The 11,966-nt window shown below is 67.8% G+C and carries 8 protein-coding genes; 3 read left to right on the forward strand and 5 right to left on the reverse strand.

Annotated elements, in window-relative coordinates:
* Positions 1-47: 47 nt before the first annotated feature.
* Positions 48-1,235 (forward strand): class I SAM-dependent methyltransferase, encoded by a 1,188-nt coding sequence (locus tag ACFCQI_RS08620; RefSeq protein WP_395121031.1) that lies wholly within the window; start codon positions 48-50, stop codon positions 1,233-1,235.
* Between the two features lies 1 nt (position 1,236).
* Here ACFCQI_RS08620 and ACFCQI_RS08625 read toward each other — a convergent pair whose 3' ends face one another.
* Together ACFCQI_RS08625 and ACFCQI_RS08630 are read right to left on the reverse strand one after the other, a co-directional pair.
* Complete coding sequence (locus tag ACFCQI_RS08625) at positions 1,237-3,462, reverse strand: LTA synthase family protein (RefSeq protein ID WP_395121032.1); 2,226 nt, start codon at positions 3,460-3,462, stop codon at positions 1,237-1,239.
* A 59-nt stretch (positions 3,463-3,521) separates the two neighbouring features.
* On the reverse strand, positions 3,522-4,757 hold the full coding sequence (locus ACFCQI_RS08630; RefSeq protein WP_395121033.1) for a multifunctional CCA addition/repair protein: 1,236 nt from the start codon (positions 4,755-4,757) through the stop codon (positions 3,522-3,524).
* 102 nt (positions 4,758-4,859) lie between these two features.
* On the opposite strand from ACFCQI_RS08630, the gene ACFCQI_RS08635 reads away from it, so the two are divergent.
* On the forward strand, positions 4,860-5,852 hold the full coding sequence (locus ACFCQI_RS08635) for a cupin-like domain-containing protein (protein ID WP_395121034.1): 993 nt from the start codon (positions 4,860-4,862) through the stop codon (positions 5,850-5,852).
* 12 nt (positions 5,853-5,864) lie between these two features.
* On the opposite strand, the gene ACFCQI_RS08640 is transcribed toward ACFCQI_RS08635, so the two are convergent.
* The 3 genes from ACFCQI_RS08640 to trxA form a co-directional block, all read right to left on the reverse strand.
* On the reverse strand, positions 5,865-7,232 hold the full coding sequence (locus tag ACFCQI_RS08640; RefSeq protein WP_395121035.1) for a glutamate--cysteine ligase: 1,368 nt from the start codon (positions 7,230-7,232) through the stop codon (positions 5,865-5,867).
* A gap of 255 nt (positions 7,233-7,487) precedes the next feature.
* The gene (gene rho / locus ACFCQI_RS08645) at positions 7,488-9,269 is read right to left on the reverse strand and encodes a transcription termination factor Rho (RefSeq protein ID WP_395121036.1); all 1,782 of its coding nucleotides are present in this window, start codon (positions 9,267-9,269) and stop codon (positions 7,488-7,490) included.
* Positions 9,270-9,456: 187 nt separating this feature from the next.
* Complete coding sequence (trxA, locus tag ACFCQI_RS08650) at positions 9,457-9,783, reverse strand: thioredoxin TrxA (RefSeq protein ID WP_008438536.1); 327 nt, start codon at positions 9,781-9,783, stop codon at positions 9,457-9,459.
* 383 nt (positions 9,784-10,166) lie between these two features.
* On the opposite strand from trxA, the gene ACFCQI_RS08655 reads away from it, so the two are divergent.
* Positions 10,167-11,891 carry a DEAD/DEAH box helicase gene (locus ACFCQI_RS08655; protein WP_395121037.1) on the forward strand — a complete coding sequence of 575 codons (1,725 nt, stop codon included), beginning with the start codon at positions 10,167-10,169 and terminating at the stop codon, positions 11,889-11,891.
* Positions 11,892-11,966: the final 75 nt, after the last annotated feature.

Raw genomic sequence — 11,966 nt, forward strand, 5'->3', positions numbered from 1 at the left:
GCAGACCATCCGTTATGCTTGCCGCGTTTTCATCACCGGCAAGACCGATGCCCTCCCGCCTCCCCGAACCCGGCGCCGACGAACGCGCTCATTCCGACCGCCTGATGCAATTGCTGCGCGAGCAGATCGCCTCGCACGGGCCGATGCCGTTCTCGCAGTACATGGAGCGTTGTCTGTATGCGCCGGGGCTGGGATATTACAGCGCCGGTCGCACCAAGTTCGGCGCGGCGGGAGACTTCGTCACGGCGCCGGAACTGGGTGAGCTGTTCGCACGTTGCGTGGTGAATGCGTTGCAGCCGGTGCTGGCGATGCTGGGCGGGGAGGCCGACTTCCTCGAACTCGGCGGCGGCAGCGGTGCGTTCGCCGAGGCGGCGTTGAAGACGCTGGCAGCGGGCGACACCTTGCCGCGGCGATATTTGATCCTGGAACCCAGCGCCGACCTGCGCGAGCGCCAGCGCGAACGCCTGCAGGCAAACCTGCCGGCGGAACTCAACGCGCGCGTGGCGTGGCTGGATCGCCCGCCCGAGCAGGACTGGCGCGGCGTGCTGTTCGCCAACGAGGTGATCGACGCGCTGCCGGCCACCCGTTTCGCGATGCGCGACGGCGAGGTGTTCGAGGAATACGTGGCGCTGGACGGCGAGGGGCGGCTGATGCGCGTCGATCGTCCGGCCGATGCGCTGGTCGCCGGCGCGGTGCGGCACGTCGAACGCGACCTCGGCGCCGAGTTCGCCGACGGCTACCGCTCCGAACTGCTGCCGCAGTTGCCGTACTGGATACAGGCCGTGGCCGGGGCGCTGGTCGCCGGCGTGATGCTGTTCGTCGATTACGGCTACGTGCGCCGCGAGTACTACCTGGCCGAGCGCGACGACGGCACCTTGATGGCGCACTACCGCCACCACGCGCACAACGATCCGCTGTACCTGCCCGGCTTGAACGACCTCACCGCATCGGTGGATTTCACCGCGCTGGCCGAGGCCGGCAACAGCGCGGGTTTCGGCGTGGCCGCGTACATGCCGCAGGCGCAATTCCTGATTGGCGCGGGCTTGCAGCAGGTGTTCGAGCAGCTGCAGCCGGCGGACGAACGCGGCCGCCTCCAGCTGGCGCAGCAGGTGAAGAAGCTGATGCTGCCCGAACAGATGGGCGAGCGCTTCCAGGCGATGCTGCTCGCGCGCGGCATGGAGGCGCTGCCGCTGCCGGCCGAGCTGCTGGCCGCCGATCAGGGCGGCCGGCTCTGAGCTAGCCCGCGACGGATCCGGCGGTCGGCGGCGCAACGGCCGCCGACGTGGCCGGTGCCGGTGCCGATGCAGCTGGCGCGGGAACGGACGCGGCCGGCGCCGGCAAGGGCTCCACCTTCGTCGAATCCTCCGGCCGCCGCCGCATCGCGCCGCTGGCGAACTGCTCGCTGGCCACCTGGTAATACGCGACTGCGTCGTCGATCAGCGATTGCCGCAGTGGCTGCACCGGCGTGGCGTCGCCGGTGGCGTAGTCGGGCTTGAGCTGCTCCAGCCGGCGCCGCGGCTCCAGGATGGTGAGCACGTCGTCTTGCAGGTAGCCGAGCTTTTCGTAGGTGCCGGGGAAGGCGTGTTCGCGTTCCGGCGGCAGCGCGAACAGGTCGTGGCCGAAGAAGCGCGTGCGATAGCTGAAATTGAGCATGCCCAGCAGCGTCGGCGGGATGTCCAGCTGGCCCATCAGCCGGTGCACGCGTTCGGGCTTGAAGTGCGCCGGCGCGTAGATCCACAGCGGGATGTGGTAGCGGTTGATCGGCAGGCTGGTCTTGCCCGCGCTGGAGGCGCAGTGGTCGGCGGTGATCACGAACACCGTGTTGTCGAAGTACGGCTTAGCCCGCGCGCGCCTGATGAAGTCGCCGATCGCCCAGTCGGTGTACGCCACCGCGCCGGCGCGCGATTGGTTGGGAAACTTCACCCGGTTGTCGGGGAAGGTGTACGGCCGGTGGTTGGAGGTGGTCATCACGTGCAGGAAGAACGGCTTGCCCTCGGCGTGGATCTGGTCCATCTGGCCCAGCGCCAGGGTGTACAGATCCTCGTCTGCCACGCCCCACACGTTCTGGCCGTGGATGGTGGCGCCCTTGGGGATGTCGCGCCGGTCCACGTCGCGATAGCCGTTGTGGCCGAAGAAGTAGTTCATGTTGTCGAACTGGCCGTAACCGCCGTAGACGAAGTCCGACTGGTAGCCGCGGTCATTGAAGATGCCCGCCAGCGAGAACAGGTCCTCGTTGTCGTGCTCGCGGATCAGCGAGTCGCCCGGTGTCGGCGGCACCGACAAGGCCAGTGCCTCCAGCCCGCGCACCGTGCGCGTGCCGTTGGCGTACAGGTTGTCGAAGAACACGCTGTGATCGACCAGCGAATCGAGATACGGGGTGAGCTGCTGCTGGTTGCCGAACGTGGCCAGGTAGTCGCCGGACAGGCTCTCCACGCTGATCAGCACCACGTTGAGATGCTTCTCCGGGCCGACGTGGCGGATTGCGCGGGTGAGATCGCGCGGGTCGTCGCTGATGAAGGTGGCGTCCGGCGTCTGCAGCAGTTCGCGCAGTCGCGCATAGGCCTGGTCGTCGGGCAGGGTGCGGTAGAACTTGGCGTAGTCCAGGTGCGAGGAGCGGAACGCGGCGAAGAACTGGTAGATGCCGTTGCCGGCCAGCTCGTCGACATAGGTGTTTCCAGTGCGATCCTTCATGCCGCCGTTGACGGCGAACACCGAGACCACCGTCAGCACCAGCCACAGCAGCACCAGCTTGCCGCGCTGCCACAGCCGGCTGCCGCTGTCGCGCGCGCGCAGGCCGCGGCGGCCGATGAAGAAGATCACCAGCGCCAGCACCACCAGCAGCGCCAGCCAGCGCCAGATCGGGTAGGACTCCCGGATGTTGCCGATCACCTCGGTGGTGTAGACCAGATAATCCACCGCGATGAAGTTGAAGCGCACGCTGAATTCGTTCCAGAACACCAGTTCGGATGCAGCGATGAACAACAGGGCGTAGACCAGCAGCAGCCCGAAGCCGTACACCACCCACTGGCCGGCGCGCGAGGTGTAGGTGAACCCCGCCAGCGGCAGCACGAACAGGAACGGCAGGATCGCCGGCCAGGTCACCTTGAGGCTGGCGTGGTAGATCAGGTGCAAGGCGCCGACGCACAGCACGCCGGCCAGCGTCACCCCCACCGCGTACAACAGCCAGCGCAGCAGCGGCGGCGTGCGGCCCGAGCGGGTCGGCACCAGCCACAGCAGCAGCACCATCGGCCAGGCCAGGTAGATGAAGGTCACCAGGTCGTAGCCCAGCCCCACGCCGAACGCGTAAAGCAGGTTCAGCGGGGTATGCGGCACGTTGCTGCCGGACATCACCAGCAGCACCACGCGGGTGACGAAGCTGATCGCCAGGTAGGTGATGCCCAACCACCACAGCGGTCGGAAGCGCTGGCGCAGCGGTGAGGGCGCGGTGAACAGGTCGGACACGGACGACTCCAGCGGGTTGGCCGATCCCCCGATCGGCAATCCGCTCTTTATACCGCGGATCAGCTTTTCGGATGCTTTGTCTTCACCGCGGCGATCGCGTCGATGCGTGCCGCCGCCATCGCCTGCCCGATCGCCGGGCCGGTCAGGCCGGCGGCGACGAAGCCGGCCGCGTCGATCGCCGCGGCGGCATCGCGGCAGGCGCGCAGGTAGTCGGCCTGCGGATACGCATCCAGCGCATGTCCCGTGCGACCGCGCTTGTCCGCCATGCAGGCAGCCAGGAACTTGTCCAGCCGTGTCGGGCGCCGCAGGGCGTCGAGCGCGGTCAGCAACTTCAACACCGTCGCGGGCTTCAGCTCGAACGCCCGGTGGGCGTTCAGGTGCTCGCGGCAAACCAGCTCGGCCAGCGCGGCATGTTCGGTGGGTACCTTCAGCCGTGCGGCCAGCGCGCGCAGCGGCTTCACGCCGCGCTGCTCGTGGCCGACGTGGCGCGGCAGTTCGTGCGCCGGGGTCAGCGCCTTGCCCAGGTCATGAGTCAGCGCGCAGAAGGCGACCAGGTCGTCGCCCGGCGCCAGTTGTGCCGACTGGTCCAGCACCAGTTCCAGGTGAACGCCGCTGTCGATCTCCGGGTGGAACTCGGCGCGCTGCGGCACGCCGTACAGCGCGTCGACCTCGGGAAACAGCACCGCCAGTGCGCCGCACTCGCGCAGCACGCGCAGGAACGCCGAGGGCTGCGCCTCGCCCAGTGCCTTGCGCGTCTCCGCCCAGACCCGCTCCGGCACCAGGTGATCGATCTCGCCATCGCGCACCATCTGCTGCATCAGCGTCATCGTCTCCGGCGCCACCGTGAAACCCAGCGGGGCGAAGCGCGCCGCGAAGCGTGCCGTGCGCAACACGCGCACCGGATCTTCGGCGAAGGCCGGCGACACATGCCGCAGCACCCGTACGGCGATGTCGCGCACGCCGCCGAACGGATCGGTCAGCACGCCTTGCGCATCCTCGGCGATCGCGTTGATGGTCAGGTCGCGCCGCGCCAGATCCTGCTCCAGCGTCACGTTCGCGTCGGCCTGGAACACGAAACCGTGATAGCCGCGCCCGCTCTTGCGCTCGGTGCGCGCCAGCGCGTACTCCTCGCCCGTCTCCGGGTGCAGGAACACCGGGAAATCCCTGCCCACCGGTCGATAGCCGCGCGCCAGCAGGTCCTCGGGCAGCGCGCCGACCACCACGTAGTCGCGGTCACCCGCCGCCCGCCCCAGCAACTTGTCGCGCACCGCGCCGCCGACCAGATAGGTTTGCATGCGGGCATGATGCCATGCGGGAAGCGTTACGCCGTGCGTTGACCGTCGCAGACGAGGGGTGGAACATGCGCTCGGCGACATGGTACGGACCGTGAGTCCTTCTTGTCCGCGCTTGACCGCGCCGCCGCCATGAATGGCCGCAACAAGGGGGGCATCATGCTGGGCAGCTTCATTTCCTCCCGTCATTACGCCGAACTGCTCGCCCGAGGTCGTCAAGCCGGGCCGCGCATGCTCGAGCTCGATCCCGCGCAACTGGCACGGCACTACAATCGGCAGCCGTTTGTGTTCGCCCATGCCTTGGCCGGCAACGAATACTTCGCGCTGCCTCGCCTGTTCGACCTGTGCCGGCGCATGGATTCCCGGAAGATCCGCTACCGGATCGGCGAGATTCCCGACGACGCACACTTCGACAGTTCGTTCGATCGGTACAAGGCGGGCCTGAGTCTCGAAGACGCGATCGATCGATTCGAAGAAGAGCGTGCCTACGTCGTCATCTACAACCCCGAGCTGGACCCGGAATACCGGGTGGTCATCGAAGGCGTGCTGGCCGAAATCGCCGCGGACACCGCGTCCCTCGATCCGGAAATGACCTGGTATTCGACCTACATCTTCATTTCCACGCGCGACGCCGTCACGCCCTATCACATGGACCGGGAGATGAACTTCCTGTGCCAGATCCGCGGTACCAAGCGCGTGCAGCTGTGGAATCCGGCCGACGAGGAGGTGATGACCGACGCGCAGAAGGATCTGCTGCTCGCCCACGTCGGCGAGCGACCGACGTTCCGGGATGCGCTCGAGAACAAGGCGAGCACGTTCGACCTCGGCCCAGGCATGGGCGTGCATCATCCGTTCATCGCCCCGCACCGCGTGTACACCGGACGGGACCTGTCGGTGTCCTTGGCCGTCACCTACCGCACGCGTCGTTCGGACGTCTGCACGGCTGCCCACGTCTTCAATGCGAAACTGCGTCGACTTGGCTGGCGACCTCTGCCGGTCGGCCGCTCCCGCGCGCTCGATCGCTGCAAGGCAGCGGGCTTGCGTCTGTTCCGGCGTGGACGCGGCCTGATCCGGGGCAGGGGCGACGGACGGGCGTGAACGCCGCGGCGCTCAGTACGCGAACTCGCGGAACACCGGGTCCACGCTGCCGCCCCACGCGCCGTGGAACAGTTCAAGTTTGCGCTCGGCCGGGGTCTGGTTGGTGGCGACGATCTCGAGCAGCGGTTCGAGGAAGATGCTTTCGTCGGCACCGTTCTTGTTGAGGCAGGCGCGGCGCTTGAGCCCGTGGGCGGCGATCTTCAGCGCCTCCTCGGCGAGGTCACGCACCGTGCCGCCACGGAACGGCAGTTTCAGCGCGTGCTTCGGCACGCCGTCGCGCAGGGCGTGGCGCTCGGCGGTGCTGAAATCCTTGACCAGGTCCCAGGCTGCGTCCAGCGCCTGCTGGTCGTACAGCAGGCCGACCCAGAACGCGGGCAGCGCGCACAGCCGGTTCCACGGGCCGCCGTCGGCGCCGCGCATCTCCAGGTACTGCTTCAGGCGCACCTCGGGGAAGGCGGTGGTGAGGTGGTCCGCGAAGTCCTTCATGGTGGCGCGCACGCCCGGCAGCGCGGGCAGTTCGCCGGCCATGAACTTCCTGAAGTCCTGCCCCGCCAGGTCGAGGTACTGGCCGTTCTGCAGGCTGAAGTACATCGGCACGCCGAGGATGTAGTCGACGTAGCGCTCGTAGCCGAAGCCGTCGGCGAAGACGAAGTCGAGCATGCCGGTGCGATCCGCATCGGTATCGGTCCAGATGTGCGAGCGATACGACAGATAGCCGTTTGGACGTCCCTCGGTGAACGGCGAGTCGGCGAACAGCGCGGTGGCGATCGGCTGCAGCGCGAGGCTGGTGCGGAATTTCTTCACCATGTCCGCTTCGGACGAGAAGTCCAGGTTCACCTGCACCGTGCAGGTGCGCGTCATCATGTCCAAGCCGAGCGAGCCGACCTTGGGCATGTACTCGCGCATGATCTTGTAGCGGCCCTTGGGCATCCATGGCATCTCGTCGCGGCGCCACTTTGGCTGGAAGCCCATGCCGAGGAAACCCACGCCCATGCTCTCGGCGACCGAGCGCACGTCCTTCAGGTGCGAGTTCACCTCGGCGCAGGTCTGGTGGATGGTCTCCAGCATGGCGCCGGACAATTCCAGTTGCCCGGCCGGCTCCAGCGTGATGGAGGCACCGTTGCGCGACAGCGCCACCGGGTTCTCGCCTTCGCGGGCGACGTCCCAGCCATAGCGGATGGCCAGGGTCTCCAGCAGCACCTTGATGCCGCGCTCGCCCTCGAAGGTGGGCGGACGCAGCGTGTCGGTGAGGAAACCGAACTTCTCGTGCTCGGTGCCGATGCGCCAGGCCTCGCGTGGCTTCTCGCCAGCCGCCAGGTAATCGGCGAGCTGCTGGCGCCCCGCGATCGGGGTGCTCTTGACGGCGCTGGGTATGGACACGGGGGAAGCCTCGCTGGGAGTGCGCACCATGTTGGGGCTGCGGCGCGAGCACAAAAGGGGGTGACGGAAAATAATTGTACGCGACGGTACAGATGAGCCGGGAATCGGGAATAGGGAATCGGAGGAGCGTCGCCTGGCCGGCATGTTTGTCCGGTGGAAGAATCCGGGGACCGGAAAACAACAGGGCCGGCATGAAGCCGGCCCCGTCGCGACGCTTTTCTATTCCCTATTCCCCATTCCCGATTCCCGGCTCTTTCACCGCTTCATCGAATTGAAGAACTCGTCGTTGGACTTGGTGTTCTTCATCTTGTCGAGCATGAACTCCATCGCGGCCAGCTCGTCCATCGGGTGCAGCAGTTTGCGCAGGATCCAGATCTTGGCCAGCAGGTCCGGGTCGATCAGCAGGTCTTCGCGGCGGGTGCCGGAGCGGTTGATGTCGATGGCCGGGTAGACGCGCTTCTCGGAGATGCGCCGGCTCAGGTGTACTTCCATGTTGCCGGTGCCCTTGAACTCCTCGTAGATCACCTCGTCCATCTTGGAGCCGGTTTCGATCAGCGCGGTGGCGATGATGGTCAGCGAACCGCCTTCCTCGACGTTGCGCGCGGCGCCGAAGAATCGCTTCGGGCGCTGCAGCGCGTTGGCGTCCACGCCGCCGGTGAGCACCTTGCCGGAGCTGGGCACCACGGTGTTGTAGGCGCGGGCGAGGCGGGTGATCGAGTCGAGCAGGATCACCACATCCTTCTTGTGCTCGACCAGGCGCTTGGCGCGCTCGATCACCATCTCGGCGACCTGCACGTGGCGCACGGCCGGCTCGTCGAAGGTGGAGCTGATGACTTCGGCGCGCACGGTGCGGGCGATCTCGGTGACTTCCTCCGGCCGTTCGTCGACCAGCAGGATCATCACGTGCGCTTCGGGATGGTTGTAGGTGATCGCCTGAGCGACGTTCTGCAACATCATCGTCTTGCCGGACTTGGGCTGCGACACGATCAGGCCGCGCTGGCCCTTGCCGATCGGCGCGATCAGGTCGAGGATGCGGCCGGTGATGTCCTCGCTCGACCCGTTGCCGCGCTCCAGCTTGAACGCCTTGCGCGGGAACAGCGGGGTGAGGTTCTCGAACAGCATCTTGTTCTTCGATGCTTCCGGCGGGTCGCCGTTGATCGTCTCCACCCGCAGCATGGCGAAGTAGCGCTCGCCTTCCTTCGGATGCCGTACGCGGCCGGTGATGTAGTCGCCGGTGCGCAGGTTGAAGCGGCGGATCTGGCTGGGGCTGACGTAGATGTCGTCGGGGCCGGCCAGGTAGCTCTCGTCGGCCGAGCGCATGAAGCCGAAGCCGTCCTGCAGGATTTCCAGCACGCCCTCGGCCCAGATGCCGCCGCCGGAGCGGGCGTGCGCCTTGAGCACGTTGAAGATCACGTCCTGCTTGCGCGCGCGGGCAATGCCTTCGTGCAGGCCCAGCGATTCGGCGAACTCCAGCAGCTGCGGCGCCTTCATGCGCTTGAGCTCGGTGAGGTTGATCAGGCGGGTGTCGCTGCCCGGATCGGCGTTGTCGTCGTCCATCGGCAGGCCGTTCGGGTTCGGGCGCGGGTGGCGCTCGCCCTGCGGTCGCTGCTGGTTGTTGCGCTCGCCGCGCTCGTTGCGGCGGCGCCGGCCGCGACCGTCGCGACCTTCACGGGGGCCGTTCTGGCCCTGGTTGGAACCCTGGCCCTGGTTCTGGCCCTGGTTCTGGTTGGCATGGGGGTTGGCGGCGCCGGATTCCGTGTTCGCCGGGGCGTTGTTGCCCGTTGCGGCCGTGGCTTCCGTGGCGGCCGGGACGGGTGCCGGAGTTGGAGCCGGTGCGGCGGGCGCAGGCTGTTCGCTGGCGGGCGCCTTGTCGGCTGCGCCTGCCTTGGCACTGGTGCCGCCGTCGTCGGTGGTCGCGGCGGATTTCGCGGCGACCCGGCGCGGCGCGCGGGCGCGGGGCTCGGGCTTGCCTTCGGTCACGGTGCTGGCATCGGCGCCCCGGGTTTCGGGCGGAGTCTGGTTATCGGTATCGGACACGGGCAATCCTCGCGGGGCGCCGTTGAGTTGCAGGAGGGAGGGTGTGCGTCGCGCGGAGGCGCAAGGGGACAGGACTGTCCCGACGGACGCAGATCAATCTAGCACCCGTCGTGGGGCGGCGTAAAGCGGCGCAGGCCTGCCGGACCATGCCGGACAGGCTGCGACGGACGGGTGGCTTGCGAGAAAGTCAGATGGCCTTGTCGATCATCTGGGTCAGCTGGCCCTTGCTGACGGCGCCGATCTGGGTCGCCTCGACCTTGCCGTTCTTGAACACCATCAGGGTCGGGATGCCGCGCACGCCATAGGCTCGCGGGGTCTGCTGGTTCTGGTCGATGTTGACCTTGACCACGCGCAGCTTGCCTTCGTACTGCTGGGCCAGCTCGTCCAGCATCGGCGCGATGGCCTTGCACGGGCCGCACCATTCGGCCCAGAAATCCAGCAGCACGGGGGTTTCGGATTTGAGCACCTGCTGTTCGAAGGCGTCGTCGTTCACATGGGTAATCAGGTCGCTCACCGGGGATCTCCGTGGCTTGGGGTACGCAAAAACTGCAGGCAGGGAACAATGGGGTGGCCAGCGCCACAATACAAGGAGTGGCGTCATCGGCTACACTCGGGCGCCCATGAAGCATGGGTTGAGCTGAGAGGGAGGCGGGCCGGCACGGCCAGCGTCCATTCCAGCGCAACCCCGGGCACGATTCAAGAGCGGCCCTTGCAGGCCGCTTTCGGGCCGCCGTCAAAACCGGCGTCGCACGCCGCGGCGCGACCTTGCCGACCCCCGGGATTGCACGCTTCACTGCGCCACGCGCACCCGTCCTGCACCGTTTCGCGCCGGTTTTCGGCCGCCAAAGCGGGTGCAGCGCATTACGCCGCCCCAAGGCAAGGTTCCCAGTTACCCATATGTCGCAAACCGTACTCACCGATACCTTTTTCACCAACTTCGATCTTCATCCGCTGCTGCAGCAGGGCCTGGACGACAGCGGTTTCACCCGCTGCACGCCGATCCAGGAAATGACCCTGGCGCCGGCGCTGGCCGGCCGCGACGTCGCCGGCCAGGCGCAGACCGGTACCGGCAAGACCTGTGCCTTCCTGGTCGCGCTGATGAATCGCCTGCTCACCACGCCGGCCGTGGCCGAGCGCAAGGATTCGGACCCGCGCGCGCTGATCATCGCGCCGACCCGCGAGCTGGCCATCCAGATCGACAAGGATGCCCAGGCGATCGGCCGCCACACCGGCCTGAAAACCGCGCTGATCTACGGCGGCGTCGACTACGACAAGCAGCGCCAGCAGCTGAAGGACGGCTGCGACATCATCATCGCCACGCCCGGCCGCATGCTCGACTACCACAAGCAGGGCGTGTTCAGCCTCAACAGCGTCGAGGTGATGGTGATCGACGAGGCCGACCGCATGTTCGACCTCGGCTTCATCAAGGATGTTCGCTTCATCTTCCGCCGGCTGCCGCCGCGCGAGCAGCGCCAGGTGCTGCTGTTCTCCGCCACGCTCAGCCACCGCGTGCTGGAGCTGGCCTACGAGCACATGCACGAGGCCGAGAAGCTGGTGGTCGAGAGCGACCACGTCACCGCCGACAAGGTGCGCCAGGTGGTCTACTTCCCGGCCAAGGAAGAGAAGATGCCGCTGCTGCTGAACCTGATCGACCAGCACAAGCCCACGCGCAGCATCATCTTCGTCAATACCAAGGCCGCCGCCGAGCGCGTCACCGAGCGCGTCAAGCGCCACGGCTGCCGCGTCGGCGCGATCTCCGGCGACGTGCCGCAGCTGAAGCGGCAGAAGTTGCTGCAGCGCTTCCAGGAGGGCCAGCTGGACATCCTGGTGGCCACCGACGTGGCTGCGCGCGGCCTGCACATCCCGCATGTCAGCCACGTGTTCAACTACGACCTGCCGCACGAGGCCGAGGATTACGTGCACCGCATCGGCCGCACCGCGCGGCTGGGCGCCGAGGGCGACGCGATCAGCTTCGCCTGCGACTTGTACGCGATGTCGCTGCCGGACATCGAGGCCTATATCGGCCAGAGCATCCCGGTGGCGTCGATCGACCCTGCCTGGCTGGTGATGCCCAAGCCGCATGCCGTGGACGCGGAGTTCGCCGCGAACGCGGCGGCCGACAGCGCGGCGTTCGGCGACGTGGTCCCGCCGCGGCCGGGCGAGAAGCCGCGCCGTACCGGTGCGGGCGGCCGCGGTGGTCGTGACGGTGAGCGTGGCGCGTCGAGGCCGCGGCGCGAACACAAGCCGGCCGTGGCGGAAGCGCCGGCCGTGGCGGTCGCCGCGGCGGCGCCTGCCGCCGAGGCTGCACCGGCCAGCGACAACACCGAGGGCACGCGCAAGCCGCGTCGCCGTCGCGGCGGACGCAATCGCCGCCGCGACGGCGCGCCGGTGGCCGGCGCCGAGGTGACCACGCCGACGCAGGCAGCGCCTTCGGGCCACCACGGCGGTCGCGGCGAACGCCGTCCGCCGCGCGAGCGCACCGCGGGCGAAGCGTCCGCCGCCGTCCACCATGCCCGCCCGTCGCGTCAGGTGGCGGTGACCTCCGGCAAGGCGGTCGAGCATGCGCGTCCGGACAAGCCCGGCCTGTTCCGCCGACTGACCCGGCTGTTCACCGGCAAGTAGCCGCGCCCGCTCCGCGCAGACGACACGCATTCGGCGATGCCGGCAGCCGCACCTGGTTGCTTCGCTTCCCTTATC

Source organism: Rhodanobacter sp. FW102-FHT14D06, from assembly GCF_043950705.1.
Lineage (GTDB): Bacteria > Pseudomonadota > Gammaproteobacteria > Xanthomonadales > Rhodanobacteraceae > Rhodanobacter.